Here is a 19,524-nt window from a genome sequence, read left to right on the forward strand (position 1 = left end):
AGCCGAGGCAGCCAGGGCGAACCCGCGCCGGTCTGATGAGAAGAACTTCTTTTTCTCAGGCATGAACGTTCTCCGGTCAGGCGTGGGCGAAGGTGCCGAAGAGGTCGGGGTCGACCGTGGAGGTCCAGACGCGGACGTCGTCGACGATGCCGCCCAGGTAGTTGGAGCGGGTCCCGCCGGTCAGGGCGAGACAACCGACTCGCAGCGGGGAGGACCCGGGCCACAGGGAGCCGGTCAGCGTGGCGCCCTCACCCTGCGGCTCGCCATTCACATAGAACGTGAGCTCGTTCGTCAGCCCGTTGAAGACCGCCGCCACGTGCGTCCAGGCGCCGGCCGCCGGGGCGGCCAGCGAGCGCACCTCCGCGGTCGGCGCGTCCGCGGAGTCACCGCCGGTCATCACCACCCGCAACCGGCCGACGCTGGCCGCGTACTCGATGAGGAAGCGGTGCCTGACGCTGCCCGACTGCGACAGCAAGGTGCGGTTGCCGGTCAGGTCGTCCAGCGATACCCAGGCTGCGACCGAGAACGACTCGTTCGCCTGAATCACCGGCGCACCGGTCTCGGCGCACGAGCCCTCGTCGAGGGCCAGGCCCAGCGCGCCGCTACGGCTGGCGAACCGGTCCTGCTCCCAGTGCGGCTCGCCGGAGACCATCGAGAGGTGCCTGGCGTTGCCGGAGCGGTCTTCCAGGTTGGTCGGCTCCTCGGCACGCGGCCCCTCCAGCGGGTACCAGGCCTGCACACTGACCGGCGGGTTGGCGTTCTTCACGGCGGCCGCCGCGGCGTCGGTGAGCGCGCCGCGCCACACTTTCGCATCGGTGATCGCGCCTCGGAAGAAGTCGTTGCGCGCGCCGGCGTACTTGGCGCACCCGAGGCTGAGCACACCGGACGCGTTCCAGTTCACGCCGGTCGACCGCACCACGGACGCCGCCTTCGCGCCGTTCACGAACAGCGACATCGTCCTGGTGGTGGCGTTGTAGGTGGCGGTCAGGTGCGTCCACTTGCCCACCGTCGCGGCGAACGCGTCGGTGCTGCCGCCCGCCCACTCCGAGGTCGAGGTCTCGGAGTCGGAGGCCTTCATCATGAGCGCCCAGAACGGTACGCCGGAAGCGTTCGTGCGGGCGCCGAGGAACAAACCGCTGACCCGGTTGCCGTCGGTGCCGATGATCGTCTGGTTCATCGCGCTCGGGTCGTCCAGGCGGGCCCAGACGGCGAGCGTGAACGACTCGTCGCTGCGGATCACGCTGTGCTGCGTGGTGGCGCACCGGTCACCGCTGACGTACCAGGCGGAGCCCGGCCGGCCGTACGCGTCGTCGGTCCACTCCATGGGGACCGTCGGCGCCGGAGTCGGCTCCGGAGTCGGCTCCTCGGACGGATCCGGCGACGGCTCCTCGGGCACCTCGGGGCTGCCGGTCGGGTCCGGCTCGCTCGGGTTGCCGGTCTCGGTCGGCTCGGGCGCCGGCTCCTCGCCCGGCGGCGGGGTCGGGCCACCGCCCGGGCCCGGATCGGGTGCCGGATCGTCGGTGACCTCGGGCTCCGGGGTCGGCTCGGGCGTCGGCGGCGTCGCCGGGGCGGGCACGGTCAGCGTGTGGCCGTGGTCGCTGGTGTCGTCACCGGTGCCGCGCAGCTTCCACGCCGCAGCGACACCGGCCGGCAGCTCGTCGCGCGCCGCCGCGATCTGCGCGTCGCTGAGCAGGCCGCTCCACACCGCGACGTGGTCCACCGCGCCGATCAGGTGCGCATTGGTCACGCCGACGGAACCGCCGCAGCCGACCAGGGTGCGGGCGGTGCCGCGCCACGGCAGAGCGCTGATCGCGGTGGTCGCCTGTACCGCGCCGTCCACATAGAGCCGCAACGTCTTGCCAGCCGGGTCGACCGTGGCCGCCACATGCTGCCAGCCGTCCAGCGTCGGGGAGGTGGTCCCTCGGGCAATCGTCCAGGTCCCCGTCTCCGAGTCGGCGTTGGTGATCGCCGTCTCCCAGCGGTCGCTGGCCTGGTGGTAGGAGAGCGTGAAGGCCGGCGCGTTGGTGCCGGCAATTGCCAGCACGGTGCGGTTCGACCCGGCCGCCTTGCTGGTCAGCTTGACCCAGGCCGCGGCGGTGAACGGCGCGTCACTGCGCACCACCGGGATGGTGGTGGCGCAGCCCGTGCCGGTCAGGTTGAGCGCGGTGCCGCCGTGGTTCAGCCGGTCCGCCGAGTACGTCGGCGTGCCGGAGACCGTCCATCGCAGGTCCTTCTCGGTGGCCGACTCCCTGATGTTGCCCTCGTCGTCGGTGGTGCCGGAGTCGTCACGCAGGTTGCCGGTCATCCGCCAGACGGCCATCGGCTCGACCGGTGTGACTCGCCCGGTGAAGATGTTGTAGATCGCCCGCGACGAGTAGTTGAGGGCGTTGTCCCGGGCCCACACGTAGACCTGTGTCTGGCCGCTGTCCGGGGTGAAGGTGACCTCCGCATTGCCGGCCGACGCCGCGACGTTCGACGACTGCACGTCGACGCCGATGCCGTAGTCGAAGCGTCCGACGCCGGAGAGCGCGTCGGTCGACGAGAAGGTGAGGGTCACCGGCTTGCCCAGCTCGGGCGTCGGGGTGCCGGCCTTGCGGGCGATCACCGGCAGGGTGGGCGGGGTGTGGTCCTGCCGGAAGTAGCAGGTCTTGCTCCAGCCGGTCTTGTCCGTGCCGTCGGTGGCGTAGACCTTCCAGTTGTAGCTTCCGTCCTGGAGCACCGGGGTGGTCCAGGACGCCTCCTTGCCCGAGGCCACCGCGGCGGAGGTGTAGTCGGCCGGCACGGTCGGGCCGTTCACGTCGAAGACGAGCCGCACCGAGTTGTCGGCGTCGGTCGCCGTGGCGTACAGGGCCGGGGTGCTGTCGTTGATCCAAGGACCGGGCGACGCGGCGCAGTTACCGCCCGGCGCGGTGCGCACCGGCACCGGCGAGGTCGGCTTCGACTGATACTCGACGATCAGCTTGATCTTGCCGCGCTCGGCCTTGACCCAGTGGCCGCCGCTCTCCGTGGGCACCCGCAGGCCGAACGTGATGCTGCTGAAGTTCTCGTCGGCATGCCGCTGCACGTGGGTCTTCACACCGCTCGCGTTGAACTTGACCCAGGCCGGCTTCTGGCCGCTGCAGCCGCTGTTCACCTTGACCGTCTTGGTGTGGATCGCCTTGCCGTGCAGCCACTTGCCCTTCATGCCGTTCCAGGTCGGGGTGTTGCCGTCGATGGCGTTGGTCTGCCAGAGCGCCAGCGACTCACCGGCGCACCAGGCGCTGTGCGTCAGGTAGGCGTCGACGCTGGGCGTATTGATGACCCTCTTGCCCCTGAGCGCGCTGACGTCGAACTGCATGTGCGCGCGCCACACGTCGCCGTAGTTGTCGTAGTTGGACCCGATCCGGATGACCTCACGCGGCCAGGCGTCGCCGGAGACCCACTTGGTGTCCGGCCGGGAGTCGTTGACCGGTATCCACTTCGCGTAGTACTTCGAATAGGTCGGGTCGATGTAGACGGGATACGTCGACTGCGCCGACAGCAGATCCTCGTCGACGCTGACCGTCAGTCTTTTGTCGACAACCCGTACATCCAGATCGGACCGGCGGGCGAACTCGCTCGGCGCCTTGGCGGTGGACGGCTCGGCCACCCGCAGCGGGGCGGGTTCGCCGCGATCCAGCCGACGGTTCGCGGCTGTCTGCGGCTCGCGGACCTGCCGGGTCGAGTCCCAGGCCATCGCCTTGGGAGCGCCGGCGATCACACCGGCCGGGCCCTTCACGACGATCTCGTCGTTGGTCTCGGTCACGGTCGCCGAGCCGCCGATGACGTACGCGGTTTCGCGCACGTTGGGGTTTGCGGCGGCCTGGGCGCTCTTCACCACGAGCACGTGCGAGAAGCCGCCGGGCACGGCACGCACCATCAGGTCCACGCCCGGGTGGACCTCCGGGTACGTGACCGAGTCCTCGCTGACGACGCCGGCTGGCAGCGGCGCGGGCCAGGTCAGCGTGAAGTCGGCGCCGCCCTCGCGGTAGGTCGCCAGCGGGCCGGTGCCACCGGTCGAGAACGACACGTCGGCCGCGGCCCTGGGCCGGAGCCGGCCGTCCGCGCCGCGCTCGAGGTTCGTGTCAAGCGCGATCCAGCGGTCGTTTCGCTCGACGCGCTGCGGCTCGAGGTAGGTCTCCAGAGAGAAGTCACCGCTGGGCAGGGCGACGACCTTGGTGGTCTCGTCGGCTTCGGCGAGGACCTCGACGGGCTTGTCACAGAGCTTCGCGAGGCGCTGTGCCGCCGCCTCGGTCTCGGCAGCCGGCTCGCTCTCGGCGGCCACTCCGGACGGACAAGCCGCAGCATGAGCGGCGTTGGGTGGTGATGAAGCAACCGAGAGTAACGTCGCCAGGATCGCCAGAGTGGCGCCCTGCGCGATGCGGGCATGCGCCATCGTCATTTGTGCTGCTCCCCCGTGAACCATGCGGTGAACTCGTTCTCGCGCAGGGTTCAGCGGTTGCCCATCTGCCCCCGTACGGCAAAGCGCGTGGGCAGATGGTAGGAGCCACTGGTGACCTTGGTCAATGAGCTTTCTTCACCTGACTGGCGCTGCTCCTCGATCAGACCCTCGCCCGTGTGCACCGGCTCTGACACCTGCGACACCGACCGCGGACACCGCCGCCGCGCGATCCGCCGCTGCAAGATCTGACGATCTCCACCGGCACCGGACCGAGGCCACGGCCGCCCTCCGCAACGCCGCAATCGGCGCCATGCGCCTGGCCGAGGTCACCAATATCGCCGCCGCCAACCGGCATCACGCCCGCGACAGCACCCGGCCGCTGGCACTGTTCGGCATCACCTGACGACTCTGCCGGGGCCATGGTCCCAAGCCGGGCAACACTCGTGCTCGACGACGTCTTCGACGAGTCGTAGCTCCGTCATCGGGCTGCGAACGCCGTACGGAAACTGCACAAACGCACCAGCGAAGGCTCACCGGCGATGGTGGCGGTGTGGTTCGCATGGTGGCACCTCCAGCCCACGGAACTTTCTGACCTGCCGTTTCGTGGCGGCGTGTGTTCACGATGCGAACCATCGCCGTGGTATCTGGAGGAACGGTGGACGCCCAGCGCATTTGGTCAGGCTTGCCGCCATGACGACGCTGCCGTTGGGGGAAGTGAAGGCCGGCTCTCCTGCGGATACCATTCGCCGTCGCGCCTCGGCCGCGCCTGCTGCCGCCATTGTCGGATCGGTTCAGCGCCCGGCGGGGCACCTATCGGATCATCTGCCGCATTGACGACGACAACCACACCGTGACTGCTGTGGAAAGTGCTTATCGAATTGACGTCGCTCATGACGCCCCTGGCTCCGTGACCGATCGCGTCAAGGCATTCAGGGCGGTAGGTGCCGTATCGATGAGCGTGGCTGACGAGGCGACGGCCCTTGAGGCTGAGGTGGAGCAGCGTACGGACGAGCGCCACCGAGAAACCTCATCGACCGCTACCACACGGCAAGTCGAGAACGGCACCATGGACGACGCCACCGCCGGACCCCGCATCCGCGAACTCCGCCGACGACTCGCCCAACTCCGAGCCCGTCATCGCCGAAGTTCAACTCACCGACCAGGGAGTCGTACCCGCGTTCAAGATCCCCACCGACACGACAATGCCCCCGCCCGAAACGGACGGGGGCACCTCAGGAGTACCACCGGTTCGCACAATGGTGCGATCGGTGGAGCCGAGGGGACTCGAACCCCTGACCCCCACACTGCCAGTGTGGTGCGCTACCAGCTGCGCCACGGCCCCTTGCGTTCGCGCCCGGTCGCCCGGGCACGGGAAGAACTATACACACGCCGCCCCGCATGGTCATCTCGCGGGGGTCCCCCACCGAGGGGGTCAGTTCAGCGCCACATCCGGCGGGAAGTGGGCCACCGCGGCCATCATGCCGCCCTGCCGGCGCAGCACCATCGGCCAGAGATCATCCGGCCGGTCGACGAAGGCGTCACCGGGCAGCGCGTCGAACACGAACCAGGAGCCCTCCTCGATCTCGCGCTCCACCTGCCCGGCGCCCCAGCCGGAGTAGCCGGCGAACACGCGGATCCCGCCGACGGCCTCGCGCAGCTTCTCCGGGTCGACGGAGAGGTCGATGGTGCCGACCGCGCCGGAGACGCGGTGGAAGCCCTTGACGGGCCGGACGGGGTGCCGCATCCGGGCCAGGCAGATGGCCGAGTCGGGCTGCACCGGCCCGCCCTCGAACAGCACGGCCGGGTCGCGGGCGAGGTCGCTCCAGTCGCCGAGCACGTCGGCCACGGAGACCTCGGTGGCCCGGTTCAGCACCACCCCGAGGGCGCCGCCGGGTTCGTGGGCGACGAGCAGCACGACCGTACGGTCGAAGTTCGGATCCTTGAGCCCTGGTGTCGCGACCAGCAGTCGTCCGGTCATCGACTCCATGGCTCGGCCACCGATCGCCTGCCCCTCACTCTGCATGTCCGACACCCGTCAGCCGTGCGCCCGTACGGGCTCGCGGCCGTCGACCGTCCACCCTGTCAACGCCATGTCACGCACCATAGCCTGCGTCCGGCCCGCTGGTTAAGGTCTGACGGGCGGTTGATCACGACGGATCGAGGGAGGGCCGGATGGCGGCGCAGGCCGAACTGGCGGTGATCGGCGGGTCGGGTCTCTACGCCCTGCTCGACGGCGTGGAGCACGTGGTGGACACGCCGTACGGCGAGCCGTCGGGCCCGATCACCGTCGCCGAGGTGGGCGGTCGCCGGGTGGCGTTCCTGCCCCGGCACGGCCGCGATCACCGGTATCCGCCGCACCTGATCCCGTACCGGGCCAACCTGTGGGCGCTGCGGTCGCTGGGCGTACGCCAGGTGCTGGCACCCTGTGCGGTCGGCGGGCTGCGGCCGGAGCTGGGCCCGGGGACGTTCGTGGTGCCGGACCAGTTGATCGACCGCACCAGCGGGCGCGCACAGACCTACTACGACCGGGGCGCGGTGCACGTGTCGTTCGCCGACCCGTACTGCCCGGCCGGGCGGCGCACGCTGCTGGACACGGCGGCCGGTCGCGGCGTGCCGGCGGTGGACGGCGGGACCGTTGTCGTGGTCGAGGGTCCGCGCTTCTCGACCCGGGCGGAGTCGCGCTGGTTCGCCTCGATCGGCGGCACGATCGTCAACATGACCGGTCACCCGGAGGCGGTGCTGGCCCGCGAGCTGGCGCTCTGCTACACGTCCATCGCGCTGGTCACGGACCTGGACGCGGGCGTCGAGGCGGGCGAGTCGGTCACCCACGAGGAGGTGTTCCGGGTCTTCGCGGAGAACACCGACCGGCTGCGCGGGCTGCTGCTGGAGGCTGTGGCCGCGCTGCCCGCCGAGCGGGAGTGCGGGTGCGGAAGCGCGCTGGACGGGATCAAGCTGCCGTTCCCGCTGCCCTGAGCACGGGAAGCGCCCGAAAAGTCGCCTTCGGCCCGATAGATTCGGCTGGTCGGGAGACTGGGCACCGGGCCGGCTCCGGCATCCGCGTGCGAAACGGAGGCAGCCGGCGATGGCGACGGTGCGGGAGGCGACCTACGACCTGCTGCGCGCGCTCGGCCTGACCACGGTCTTCGGCAACCCCGGCTCGACCGAGGAGCCGTTCCTCCAGGAGTTCCCGGCCGACTTCCACTACGTGCACGCGCTCCAGGAGGCGTCGGCGGTCGCCATGGCGGACGGCTACGCCCAGGGCACCGGCCGGCCCGCGCACGTCAACCTGCACACCGCGCCGGGCACCGGCAACGGCATGGGCAACCTGGTCACCGCCTGGCACAACCGGACCCCTCTGATCGTCAGCGCCGGCCAGCAGACCCGCGAGATGCTGCTGATCGAGCCGCGCCTGGCCAGCCCACGGGCGGTCGAGCTGGCCCAGCCGTACGTCAAGTGGGCCCACGAGCCGGCCCGCGCGCAGGACATCCCGGCGGCCTTCATGCGGGCGTACGCGTCGGCGGTGCAGCCACCGGCCGGCCCGGTCTTCCTCTCCCTGCCGATGGACGACTGGGACCGCCCGGCCGACCCGCCGCCGCAGGTGCGTACCGTCGCCACCCGGATCGCGCCGGACCCGGACCGGCTGCGCGGCTTCGCCGAGGCGCTGGCCGCCGCCCGCGCCCCGGCGCTGGTGCTCGGCGCGGCGGTGGACCGGTCGGACGCCTGGCCGGACGCGGTCGCGCTGGCCGAACGCCTGGCCGCCCCGGTCTGGGCCGCGCCGGCGCCGGAGCGGGCCGTGTTCCCCGAGCGGCACCCGCACTTCCGGGGCGTGCTGCCGTACGCGATCGGGCCGCTCTCGGAGACGCTGCGCGGCCACGACGTGGTGCTGGTGGTGGGCGCGCCGGTGTTCCGCTACTACCCGCACGTGCCGGGCGACTACCTGCCCGGCGACGCGCGGCTGCTGCACGTCACCGACGACCCGGACGAGGCGGCGCGCGCCCCGGTCGGGGAGAGCCTGCTCGGCGACGCCGGGCTGACCATGGCCGCGCTGCGGGAGCTGCTGCCGGCGACCGACCGGCCGGCGCCGTCACCGCGACCGCAGCCGGCCCCGCCCGAGCCGGCCGACCCGCCGAGCGCCGACGCGCTGTTCGCCGCGCTCGCAGACGCGTGGCCGGCGGACGGGGTGCTGGTGCAGGAGTCGCCGTCCAACCTGGCCGCGCTGCGCCGCCGGCTGCCGATCGAGCGGCCGCGCTCGTACCTGACGATGGCCAGCGGCGGTCTCGGCTTCGGGCTCCCGGCGGCGGTCGGCATGGCGCTCGCCGAACGCGACACCGGGCGCGGCCGCCCGGTGGTCACGGTGGTCGGCGACGGCTCGTTCCACTACTCGGTCCAGGCGTTGTGGACGGCGGCGCGGCTGCGGCTGCCGCTCGCCGTCGTGGTCCCGGTGAATCAGCAGTACGCGATCCTGAAGGCGTTCGCCGACCTGAAGCACACCCCGGGCGTGCCGGCGCTGGACCTGCCCGGGTTGGACGTCACGGCGGTGGCGCACGGCTACGGCTGTGCCGGTGGGGTGACCACGCTGGACGGGCTCGGTGCGGCGCTGACCACCGCGCTCGCCGCGGACCGGCCGACCGTGCTGCCGGTGCCGATCAGCACCGACGTGCCGCGGATCCTGTGAGCCTCAGCCGGGCCGTACGGTCAGCGGGGCGCCGCTGGCGGCATCCAGCACGGCCCGGCCGCCGAGCGGCGCGTTGAGCGTGACGCTCACCGGCTTCAGCACGAGCTGTGCGGTGCAGGTGCCGGTGGACGTGACCACGGCGCCGCCGATCACCACCACGTCCGGCCGTTCCAGCACCAGCGGGGTGGGTGGACCGTCGCAGGCGCCGACGCCGAGCAGGTAGTCGACGCGGTTGCCCTCGACCGCCCGCAGCTGCTGCGCGGACACCAGACCGTTCGGCAGCGGCTCACCGGGCACCGCGCCGCCGGGGACCCGGCCGGTCACGCGCGGCGCGACAGCGATCCGGGCCACGGGTACGGCCAGCTCGTCCACGGTGAACAGCCAGGCGGGCACCTCGGCGCGGCCCCGGCTGGTCCACACCGGCGCGCTGCCCAGCCGTACCTCGGTCACGGTGAGCGGGACGCACGGCGTCGGCGCCGAGGTCGACACCGGGTCGTTCGGGCCGGGCCGCCCGGTCGGGGCCGGGTCCGGCGCGGCCGGGCGCCCGTCGCACGGCGGCGGGTCGCCTTGGCGGAGCTGGGCGTACGCGTCGGCGGCGCTCACCAGCGGCACCCGCAGTGTGCCGTCGGGGAACCGGATGGTGCCGTCCTTCGGCACGGCGGCCGGGATCGCGATCTGGTCCCGGTACCAGCCGGCCCCGAACGCCACCTTCGTCTCGTCGGTGAAGCCCGGGTCGCCGGTGAGCACTGTGGGGTCCTGGAGCGGCACGTACCCGTCGCGCCAGCCCGGCCCGGGCCGCCAGCCCGCGGCCACCTCCTGCGCCCGTTCGGTGAACGCGGGCCGCTGGTCCGGGCCCGCCGGCGGGGCCACCCCCGGATCGGCGCCGGGCGTGGCGCAGGCGGAGAGGGCCAGCAACGGGATACCGAGCAGGGCGAGCACGCGACGCATGCCGGTTGGACGCGGGCCCGTCCCGGCCGGTTCCCCCGGGCTCAGTCCTCGCCGCCGAGGTCGGCCTGGTACGCCTCCCAGAGCAGGTCGGCGCCGTGGCGCCGGTGCCGGTCGAGCGCGCGCAGCAGGTCGCGGGTGCGGGCCCGCACCTCCGCGGCGGACACCCCGGGTAGGCGTACGGCGTGCTGGAGCGCCGCGAGCGCCGCGCTGATCGCGGCGTGCTCGCCGACCAGCAGGCGTACGCCCCGGTCCAGCCGGGGCGCGGCGCGCACCAGGTCGGCGTAGTGCCCACCCGCTCCCTCGGTGACGCGGACGTGTTCGGTGAAGCCCCGCCGGACGGGGTTCAGATCGGTGAGAAGTCGCTCCCGCCAGCGCGGCCCGGTGGCCGGCGCCCGCCCGAGGGCGCGTAGGTCACCGGCGGCGCTCGGGAGCACTGCGGTCGGCTGCTGGATCGGACTGGTGACCATGGGACACCTCCCGCTGCTGGGTGCGAACCCGTATGGCGATGGTGGACCCGGTTCGGGGACCTGTCCAGCCGTCGGGGCCGCCTCATCTGCCCCGTCTGCAACAGCCGCCCCAAGAGGTCTCAGCGACCCCAGACACGACTGTGCGCCCCGGTCCGGGTGGACCGAGGCGCACAGGTCGTGTGGTGGAGGTGCCGGGAATCGAACCCGGGTCCTTCGCCGGTTTGTCAGGGCTTCTCCGAGCGCAGCTCGCTATGCCTCTACTCGGCCCCACCGCTCACGCGAGCAAGTTGGTGTGACGGGCCCAGTCGCTGATTGATCTCGCCGCACGGACCCCGCGACCGGGTCCGGTTGGCCAGCCTTCTAGCTGATGCCGGCTAACTGGGTCGAAGGCGCTCCCAGGCCGACAGACTTGCTACTCGCCTCAGGCGGCGAGAGCGAAGTCAGCGCGATTGTTCTTGGCGCTTATTGGTTTCCGACGACCGATTCTCGAGACGACGTCGGCTTCCTCGGCTCGCTTCCCCTGTCGCTGCGTACGAAGTCGAAACCAGTCACCCCCTCGTAGCGCTGCCCCTGTCGGCAGCACACCAAGCCTAACGCCTGGCGCAACCGGATTCATCCCGAGGCCCACTCGACGCGGGCAGCCGGACGAACCGGACGTATCACTCACCCATGCCCTTGCCGCGCCGGCCCACCGCCCGGGCGATCTCCCGGTCGGCGTCCCGCTTGGCGAGGTCCTGGCGCTTGTCGTACGACTTCTTACCCCGGGCCAGGCCGATCTCCACCTTGGCCCAGCCGTCGGAGAAGTAGACCTGCAGCGGCACGAGCGTCAGGCCGCTCTCCTTGAGCTTGCCCAGCAGCCGGTCGATCTCCAGCCGGTTGAGCAGCAGCTTGCGGGTACGCCGGGGCTCGTGGTTGGTCCACGTGCCCTGCGCGTACTCCGGGATGTGCATGGCGTGCAGGTAGATCTCGCCGTCGCGCTCCTGGGCGAACGCGTCCACGAGCGACGCCCGCCCGGCCCGTAGGGACTTGACCTCGGTGCCGGTGAGCGCCATGCCCGCCTCGTACGTGTCGAGGATGGCGTAGTCGTGGCGTGCCTTCTTGTTGGAGGCGACCACCTTGCGACCCTTTTCCCGTGGCATCGGCGCCACCCCCTTCCTGATCGACTCGCCGGCCACCGGCCGGCGAGCGGAGATCATGCTACCGGAACCACAAGGGCCCTCCCGCGCCGTTTATTCCGGCGCGGGAGGGCCCTTGGCAGAGCCGTACGGGCGACTAGACCCGCAGGTAGAAGCGGAGCGTGACCCAGGCGGTGACCGCGCTGACCACGCCACCGACGGCGGCCATCAGCGGGAAGGTCAGGAAGATCTCGGACCAGGAGATCGGGGTGATCAGGCCCTCCAGGGCGGCCATCGAGCTGCCGGCCGCCACCACCTTCACCCCGATCAACGCGAGCAGGCCGAGGATGGAGCCGAACAGACCGGCCACCACCGCCTCCAGCACGAACGGCGCCTGAATGAACCAGTTCGACGCGCCGACCAGCTTCATGACCGCCACCTCGCGCCGCTTGCTGTACGCGGCGACCTGGATGGTGTTCGCGACGAGCAGCAGGGCGGCGATGGCCATCACGGTGGCGATCGCGAGCGCTCCGTTCTGGAAGCCGCTCAGCACGCCGAAGACCTTGTCGAGCAGCTTGCTCTGGTCGACGATCGTGTCGATGCCCTCAGTGGCCTTGTACTTGTCGTAGATCGCCTTGTACTGCTCCGGGTCGTTCAGCTTGACCCGGTACGACTCGGGAAGCTGGTCCGGCTTGACGGCGCTCACCAGGTCCGGGGCGTCGGCGTACATCTGCTGGAAGCGCTCGTACGCCTGCTCCTTGTTGACGTACGTCGAGTCCTTGACCAGCGGGTCCTGGCCGAGCTGCTGACCCAGCGCGTCGACCTGTTCCTTGGTGGCATCGGTCTTCAGGAAGATCGAGACCTCGACGTTCTCGTAGTAGAGGTCCTTCATGTCGCCGACCTTCTGGTAGAGAAGGCCGCTGCCGCCCAGCATGAACAGCGACACCGCCATTGTGATGATCATGGCGATGGTCATGGTGACGTTGCGCCACAGCCCGACCAGTACTTCGGACAGGACGTACTTCATCCGCATCGGGATATTCCTCCGGCTCTCCGGCGTGAGGGTTCGTCGTCAGGGTCTACGGAACGTCGTCCGGCTCAGCCGTAGACGCCGCGGGCCTGGTCGCGCACGATGCGGCCGCTCTCGATCTCGATCACCCGACGCCGCATCTGGTTCACGATGTTGGAGTCGTGCGTGACCATCACGACGGTCGTGCCGGTGCGGTTGATCCGGTCCAGCAGGCGCATGATCTCGATCGAGGTGTCCGGGTCCAGGTTTCCGGTGGGCTCGTCGGCCAGCAGGATCAGCGGCCGGTTGACGAACGCCCGGGCCACCGCGACACGCTGCTGCTCACCACCGGAGAGCTCGTGCGGGTAGCGGTGCTCCTTCCCACCGAGACCGACCAGCTCCAGCACCTCCGGCACGACCCGGCGGGCCACCGCCTTCGTCTTGCCGATCACCTCCAGCGCGAACGCCACGTTCTCGTACGCGGTGCGGTTCGGCAGCAGGCGGAAGTCCTGGAAGACGCAGCCGATGGAACGCCGGAAGTGAGGTCGCTTCCAGGAACGCATCGAGGTGACGTCCTTGCCGTTGACGACGACCCGGCCCTTGTTGGGCGTGACCTCGTGCAGCAGCAACTTGATGATGGTGGACTTGCCGGAGCCGGATGGACCGATGAAGAAGACGAACTCGCCCTTCTCGATCGAGACGGACACGTTGTCGAGCGAAGGCCGGGACGCCTTCGGGTACGTCTTCGTCACTTGCTCAAGCTGAATCACGGGTCGGTAGTCTACGCGGTGTAACCGCAGAGCCAAGCCCCCAGCCCCGCCGAAGCGGTGCGCGTCGTCGATTTACCCGGTCAGACCGAGATCGATGACGCGCTCAGTCCGACCGTGATCACGCACTGTCAGCGCTGAGCTGCTGCTGCTTCCGCCAGCGGATTCCCGCCTCGATGAAGCTGTCCAGCTCGCCGTCGAAGACCGAGGACGGATTGCCCGTCTCCTGTTCGGTACGCAGATCCTTCACCATCTGATACGGGTGCAGGACGTACGAGCGCATCTGGTCGCCCCAGGAGCTGGTGCTGCCGGTCTTGAGGCCGGCGAGCTTCTCCTCCTCCTCCTGCCGCTTGCGCTCCAGCAGGCGGGCCTGGAGCACCCGCATCGCGGAGGCCTTGTTCTGCAGCTGGGACTTCTCGTTCTGACAGGTGACCACGATGCCGGTGGGGATATGGGTCAGCCGCACCGCCGAGTCGGTGGTGTTGACGCTCTGCCCACCCGGCCCGGACGACCGGTAGACGTCCACCCGGACCTCGTTCTCCGGGATGTCGATGTGGTCGGTCTGCTCGGTGACCGGCAGCACCTCTACCCCGGCGAAGCTGGTCTGCCGACGGCCCTGGTTGTCGAACGGGCTGATCCGCACCAGCCGGTGCGTGCCGGACTCCACGCTCAGCGTGCCGTAGGCGTAGGGCACCTTCACCGTGAAGGTGGCCGACTTCAGGCCCGCCTCCTCGGCGTACGAGGTCTCGTAGACCTCGGTCGGGTAGCCGTGCCGCTCGGCCCAGCGCAGGTACATCCGCAGCAGCATCTCGGCGAAGTCGGCGGCGTCCACGCCACCGGCGCCGGCCCGGATCGCGACGAGCGCCTCCCGCGAGTCGTACTCGCCGGAGAGCAGCGTGCGGACCTCCATCTCCTGGATGGCCTTGGTCAGCCCGGCGATCTCCGTCTCGACCTCGGTCAGCACGCCCGGGTCGGACTCGGCCTGGGCCAGTTCGAGCAGCACGCCGGCGTCGTCGAGCCGGGAGCGCAGGTCACCGAGCTTGGTGATCTCGCCGTTGACGTACGACAGCTGCGACGTCACCTGCTGCGCCTTGGCCTGGTCGTCCCAGAGGTCGGGCGCGGAGGCCTCCTGCTCCAGCCGGGCCTTCTGCTCGCGCAGCTTGTCGAGGTCGAGCACAGCCTCGATGTTGCGCAGCGTGGCGTCGAGTTCCTTGAGCTGTTCGGCGTAATCGGCAGCGGTCACGACAGACAAGACTACCGGCGCGTGCGAGGAGTGAGCTTGCGAGCCCCGCAGTCACGCGCAGAAAGTCGGCGCTGCGCGTGCGAGGAGTGAGCTTGCGAGCCCCGCAGTCACGCGCGAAAAGACTCCTGCACGTTCCCTCGACCTGTTGCAGGTGGTCAGCCGACCGGCGAGGACTTCAGCCAGGACAGCGCCGCCTTGTGGTAGGCGACGGCGAACTCCAGCGCGCTGGCGTCGTAGCTGTCGCCTTCCTTCTTGGCGTTCTTGACCTGCTCCCGTACCGCCGCCAGCGCCTCGGTGTGGTACTCGTTCGCCGTGGCGTACAGGTTCTTGAGCTGGCTCGACGAGTGCAGGTTGCCGAACGCGATCCGTAGCGCTATCGGGTTACGGATGGTGTCCTTGCCGGGATTCTCCGCCAGCCAGCGGGAGAATGTCCGTTTCCCGGCCGCCGTCAGCGCGTACGGCTGGCTCATCCGCGGCCCGGGCTTGCCGAGTCGCACCAGACCCTTCTCGGCCAGGACCGGCAGCTCCCGGTAGACCTGACTGCGGGTCATCGACCAGTACGGCGCCAGCCGGCGCTCAGCGGCGGCCATCAACTGGCCGCCAGTCATCGGGCCGTCGTGCAGCAGACCGAGCAGAGCTGCTGCCGTCGGGTTGACTCCGGATTCCGCCATGCCCTCTAAGCTGCCACTTTGTCGGCTCTGGCGTCCAGGATTTGCTCATTTCGGCACCCGATGACGGGTCCGATGTGCACTGTCGGATGAGGAAGAGGGCCCGCCCCGGCCGGGACGGGCCCTCTTCCGGGCGTCTCAGCCCATGTGCGGGTAGGCGTGATCGGTCGGCGGGACGAACGTCTCCTTGATCGTCCGGGGCGACATCCAGCGGACCAGGTTGTGCCAGGAACCCGCCTTGTCGTTGGTGCCGCTGGCCCGGGCGCCGCCGAACGGCTGCTGCCCGACCACCGCGCCGGTCGGCTTGTCGTTGATGTAGAAGTTGCCGGCGGCGTACCGCATCTTCTCCGCCACCTGGTCGACCACCCGGCGGTCGGTCGCGAAGATCGACCCGGTCAGCGCGTACGGCGCGATCGACTCGGCCTGGGCGACGACCTCGTCGAAGCGGGCGTCGTCGAAGACGTGCACGCCGAGGATCGGCCCGAAGTACTCGGTGGTGAACGTCTCGTGCGCGGCGTCGGAGCACTCGAACAGCGTCGGCCGGACGAAGTAGCCGACCGAGTCGTCGGCGGTGCCGCCGGCCAGGATGCGGCAGGAGTCGTCGCCCTTGATCAGCTCCAGCGCGGCGGTGTGCCGGCCGAAGGCCTTGTCGTCGATCACCGCGCCGCCGAAGTTGCCGAAGTCGGTCACGTCGCCGTAGGTCAGAGAGTCGGCGGTGGCGGCGAGCCGGTCACGCAGGCCACCCTCCCAGATCGACCGCGGGACGTACGCCCGCGAGGCGGCCGAGCACTTCTGCCCCTGGTACTCGTAGGCGCCCCGGATCAGCGCGGTGTGCAGCGCGTCCACGTCGGCGCTGGTGTGCGCGACCACGAAGTCCTTGCCGCCGGTCTCGCCGACCAGCCGCGGGTAGCCGCGGTAGCGGGCGATGTTGTCGCCGACTGTCTTCCACAGGTGCTGGAACACCTTGGTCGAGCCGGTGAAGTGGATGCCGGCCAGATCCGGGTCGGCCAGCACCACCTCGGAGACCTCCTCGCCGCGCCCGGTGACCATGTTGATCACACCGGGCGGCAGGCCGGCGGCCTCGAACAGGCGCATGGTGAAGTGCGCCGCGAACTGCTGCGTCGGGGACGGCTTCCAGATCACCGTGTTGCCGAGCATGGCCGGCGCGGACGGCAGGTTGCCGGCGATCGCGGTGAAGTTGAACGGGGTGATCGCGTAGACGAACCCCTCCAGCGGCCGGTGGTCCAGGCGGTTCCAGACCCCGGGCGAGGACAGCGGCTGCTCGGCCAGGAGCCGCCGGGCGAAGTGCACGTTGAACCGGAGGAAGTCGATCAGCTCGCACGCCGCGTCGATCTCGGCCTGGACGGCGGTCTTGGACTGGCCGAGCATGGTGGCCCCGTTGAGCGTGTCCCGCCAGGGGCCGGCCAGCAGGTCGGCGGCGCGCAGGAAGATCGCGGCCCGCTCCTCGAAGGGCAGCGCCCGCCACATCGGAGCGGCGTCCTTCGCGGCCCGGACCGCGGCGCGGGCGTCGTCGTGGGTGGCGTGCCCGGTGACACCGAGGACGTGGGCGTGCTTGTGCGGCTGCACCACGTCGATCGACGCACCGCCGGCCATCCGTCGCTCGCCGGCGATCGTCATCGGCAGCTCGATCCGCTCGGCGGCCAGTTCGGCCAGCCGCCGCTGGAGCCGTTCCCGGTCGGCGCTGCCGGGCTCGTAGGTGCGTACCGGCTCGTTGACCGGCTCGGGTACGGAGAACACGGCGTCCATCACAGGCTCCTGGCGATCTCGACGGCGACGGCGAAACCGGACCCGCGGGCGCCGGCCGGCGGCCGGACGCCGGACACCGCGGGGTCAGCGGCGGCGGGACCTGGCCCGATTCTGTCACGAGACGCCCCTGCGGGCCCCGGCTCCCCGCTACACCGGACAGCCCGGCCGTCTCCGGACCTTCGGCCGCGGCCCACCCACAACCGACGAAACATCGGAGTACGGGATGACGAGTCGTTGATCCTTCGGCGACCGTCGTCCGAGGGCGACCCGCGCCCCGCCCGCCCGGGCGGCGGCGGCACGCCGCGTACGCTGGATGACCGGTGACCTGCCCGGCCCGGCGCGGGGCGATCCGGCGACCGTCGAAGGGGAGACGATGAGCAACCAGCCCGGCAGCTCCACGGCCGCGGAGACGGACGAGCCCGAGGCCGTCGAGCCGTCGGCCGGCGAGGCGAGCACGGACGAGGCCGCCTCGACGGGGCGCCCGGAGTTCGCGCCCGGTGCCATCGTGCTCGCCCTGGTCTCGATCGGCTGGCTCGCCGCCATGCTCTGGTCCACCCGCGAGGCCATCCACTCGACCGCCGCCGGCGTCACCGCGATCAGCCTCTCCGCGTACGCGCTGCCCGGCGTCATCACCGCGGCACTGGTCACCGGCGCCACTGTCGCCCTGCTCGCGACCAACCGGCTGGGCCGCGCCACGGTGCGCTTCCTGACCGCCGTCGGTACCGGCCTCCTGGTCGGGCTCGTCGCCGCGGTGGCGATCAACCTGACGTACGCGGACAACGCCACCACGAACACCATCGCCGGCACCGCGGCGGCGGCAGCGATCATCGGCGGGGCGATGGCCGGCGCGCGCCAGGCCCGGGTGGTGGCGGCGATCGCCCTCGCGACGCTCACCGCGCAGATCTTCGTGGTGCTGTTCAGCCGCGCCCGCGATCCGCTGTCCGAGCTGTTCGGCGCCGGGGAGACCCAGCAGTCGGTGCTCGACGCCGCGAAGTGGGTCTCGCGTACCGAGTCGCTGCTCGCCGGGTTGCTCGCCGGCCTGGCCGCGTACCTCTATCTCGCCTGGTCCCGCCGCCGGGCGGAGCGCCGCGACGGCGCGGCGTCGCCGCTGCGCTGGCCGGCGTACCTGGTCGCCGGGGCGGGCGCGGGCCTGCTCCTGCTGCTCACCGAGGTGATCATCCGGATCGGCGGCCGCGGGCTGCTCGACCTGGCGGCCGCGCTCAGTGAGGCCGACGAGGTGGCGCAGACCGCGCTGGGCACCTCACGGGTGGACAACGGCATCTGGGTGCTCTTCGTGGGCGCGCTGACCACGCTCATCGTCTTCGGACGCACGCTCGGCCCGCGCCCCGTGGACGACGACGAGGACGAGCCGGCGGCCTGAACCGGCCGTCAGCCGGCCTCGCGCAGCAGCAGGTCCAGCTCGGTCACGTCGTACCACTCCAGTTCGTGGTCCTCGGCGCCGTCGACTGTGAACCGGGCGTCCGGGTCGCCGGCCTGGGCCTCCACCACCACGTCGACGGCCGCGGCCACGTCCTCGACCGCGTCCGCGCCGTCCACGTGCAGCGCGGCCACCGACTTCACCGGCACCGGCCCGGCCGGCCGGACCACGCTCGACCCCAGCTCGCCGTTGACCCGGCCGACCGCACGGGCCGACAGGTCGGCCGAGACGACCACCCGTCGCCGGGGCGCGGCGGGGTCGTTCCGGAGCAGGAGCAGCGCGTCCTGGGCGGCCCGGGTGAAGGCCACGTACTCCAGTTCCTCCTCGTCGCCCTCGGCGTACCACTCGCGCAGCTCCGGGGTCACGGCGTGCGCCGCCTCGGCGCTCAGCCCCTCCTCGCGCAGCCGGGCGAGCATGGGAACGGTCGCCGGCAGGTACACCCGGACAAGCTCGTCGGTCACCGGTCACTCCCACACTCAGGCCGATCGTCGGCGGACGCCGACTCCGGGCGCCGATCATGCCGTACGCCGAGACCGTCATACACCCGGCACCCGCGCGGGTGAAGTGTCCCGCCGGCGTTTCTCCCGAACGAGTGCGCGGCGGTGTCACCAGGTGATGGCAAACTGAAGCAAACGCAATCAACCCCGGGAGTCACCGTGGAGTCGAGGTTCCTGCTGCTGTCCGACGTCGCCGCCGAGCTGAACGTCTCGGACTCGCAGGTCTACCACATGGTCCGCAGCGGCGAACTGCCCGCGATCAAGATCGGCGGCCGGGGACAGTGGCGGGTCGAGCGCGCCCGGCTGGAGGAATACATCGAGCGCAAGTACGCCGAGACCGCCGAGTGGGTACGCGGCAACCCGCTCGGCGAGCGCGACGAGGAGTGACCGCCCGGGGACCGCCTGCCATTGACGACGGCCGCCCTAGTCCGGGAAGATGAGAGCCTGTCGGAGGCAAACGAAGGCAAACGCAAGGATTCGAGATGGTCGACACCCGCCGTCCCCGAGCAC

The 19,524-nt window shown here is 71.0% G+C and carries 15 protein-coding genes, 1 tRNA gene and 1 other RNA gene; 4 read left to right on the top strand and 13 right to left on the bottom strand.

Annotation, left to right across the window (positions count from 1 at the left end; all coding sequences use genetic code 11):
• Positions 1–76: 76 nt before the first annotated feature.
• The 3 genes from F8279_RS17210 to F8279_RS17220 all read right to left on the bottom strand — a co-directional run bounded on the left by F8279_RS17210 (position 77) and on the right by F8279_RS17220 (position 6,443).
• On the bottom strand, positions 77–4,303 hold the full coding sequence (locus F8279_RS17210; RefSeq protein WP_151500477.1) for a LamG domain-containing protein: 4,227 nt from the start codon (positions 4,301–4,303) through the stop codon (positions 77–79).
• A gap of 1,386 nt (positions 4,304–5,689) precedes the next feature.
• Positions 5,690–5,762, bottom strand: a tRNA-Ala gene (locus tag F8279_RS17215).
• Positions 5,763–5,852: 90 nt separating this feature from the next.
• Positions 5,853–6,443 carry a YqgE/AlgH family protein gene (locus F8279_RS17220; RefSeq protein ID WP_091418814.1) on the bottom strand — a complete coding sequence of 197 codons (591 nt, stop codon included), beginning with the start codon at positions 6,441–6,443 and terminating at the stop codon, positions 5,853–5,855.
• Between the two features lie 149 nt (positions 6,444–6,592).
• On the opposite strand from F8279_RS17220, the gene F8279_RS17225 reads away from it, so the two are divergent.
• Positions 6,593–7,393, top strand: a complete 801-nt coding sequence (locus F8279_RS17225) for an S-methyl-5'-thioadenosine phosphorylase (RefSeq protein ID WP_091418812.1) — start codon at positions 6,593–6,595, stop codon at positions 7,391–7,393.
• A gap of 109 nt (positions 7,394–7,502) precedes the next feature.
• Complete coding sequence (mdlC, locus tag F8279_RS17230; protein WP_091418753.1) at positions 7,503–9,095, top strand: benzoylformate decarboxylase; 1,593 nt, start codon at positions 7,503–7,505, stop codon at positions 9,093–9,095.
• A gap of 3 nt (positions 9,096–9,098) precedes the next feature.
• Here mdlC and F8279_RS17235 read toward each other — a convergent pair whose 3' ends face one another.
• From F8279_RS17235 to pruA, 9 genes are all read right to left on the bottom strand, one after another.
• Entirely contained in the window at positions 9,099–10,043 is a 945-nt protein-coding gene (locus tag F8279_RS17235; protein ID WP_091418750.1) for a hypothetical protein, read from the bottom strand.
• 41 nt (positions 10,044–10,084) lie between these two features.
• Positions 10,085–10,510, bottom strand: a complete 426-nt coding sequence (locus tag F8279_RS17240) for a hypothetical protein (protein WP_091418748.1) — start codon at positions 10,508–10,510, stop codon at positions 10,085–10,087.
• 180 nt (positions 10,511–10,690) lie between these two features.
• Positions 10,691–11,066, bottom strand: a transfer-messenger RNA (tmRNA) gene (gene ssrA / locus F8279_RS17245).
• Positions 11,067–11,169: 103 nt separating this feature from the next.
• Positions 11,170–11,649 (bottom strand): SsrA-binding protein SmpB, encoded by a 480-nt coding sequence (gene smpB, locus F8279_RS17250; RefSeq protein ID WP_030271124.1) that lies wholly within the window; start codon positions 11,647–11,649, stop codon positions 11,170–11,172.
• A gap of 133 nt (positions 11,650–11,782) precedes the next feature.
• Entirely contained in the window at positions 11,783–12,658 is an 876-nt protein-coding gene (ftsX, locus tag F8279_RS17255) for a permease-like cell division protein FtsX (protein WP_091418746.1), read from the bottom strand.
• A gap of 65 nt (positions 12,659–12,723) precedes the next feature.
• Complete coding sequence (gene ftsE, locus F8279_RS17260) at positions 12,724–13,404, bottom strand: cell division ATP-binding protein FtsE (RefSeq protein WP_013284225.1); 681 nt, start codon at positions 13,402–13,404, stop codon at positions 12,724–12,726.
• A gap of 118 nt (positions 13,405–13,522) precedes the next feature.
• A complete protein-coding gene (gene prfB, locus F8279_RS17265; protein ID WP_091418744.1) occupies positions 13,523–14,644 on the bottom strand; it encodes a peptide chain release factor 2 in 1,122 nt (373 codons plus the stop codon).
• A 155-nt stretch (positions 14,645–14,799) separates the two neighbouring features.
• Complete coding sequence (locus F8279_RS17270; RefSeq protein ID WP_091418742.1) at positions 14,800–15,315, bottom strand: PadR family transcriptional regulator; 516 nt, start codon at positions 15,313–15,315, stop codon at positions 14,800–14,802.
• Between the two features lie 135 nt (positions 15,316–15,450).
• Complete coding sequence (pruA, locus tag F8279_RS17275) at positions 15,451–17,079, bottom strand: L-glutamate gamma-semialdehyde dehydrogenase (protein WP_091418739.1); 1,629 nt, start codon at positions 17,077–17,079, stop codon at positions 15,451–15,453.
• A 373-nt stretch (positions 17,080–17,452) separates the two neighbouring features.
• Between pruA and F8279_RS17280 the strand changes: the two genes are divergently transcribed.
• Positions 17,453–18,460 (top strand): hypothetical protein, encoded by a 1,008-nt coding sequence (locus F8279_RS17280; RefSeq protein WP_091420178.1) that lies wholly within the window; start codon positions 17,453–17,455, stop codon positions 18,458–18,460.
• 8 nt (positions 18,461–18,468) lie between these two features.
• On the opposite strand, the gene F8279_RS17285 is transcribed toward F8279_RS17280, so the two are convergent.
• The gene (locus tag F8279_RS17285; RefSeq protein WP_151500478.1) at positions 18,469–18,978 is read right to left on the bottom strand and encodes a hypothetical protein; all 510 of its coding nucleotides are present in this window, start codon (positions 18,976–18,978) and stop codon (positions 18,469–18,471) included.
• A 195-nt stretch (positions 18,979–19,173) separates the two neighbouring features.
• Between F8279_RS17285 and F8279_RS17290 the strand changes: the two genes are divergently transcribed.
• Entirely contained in the window at positions 19,174–19,401 is a 228-nt protein-coding gene (locus tag F8279_RS17290; protein ID WP_013474124.1) for a helix-turn-helix domain-containing protein, read from the top strand.
• The last annotated feature ends 123 nt before the right edge of the window (positions 19,402–19,524 follow it).

It is taken from the genome of Micromonospora sp. AMSO1212t (genome assembly GCF_008868145.1).
GTDB lineage: Bacteria > Actinomycetota > Actinomycetes > Mycobacteriales > Micromonosporaceae > Micromonospora > Micromonospora tulbaghiae.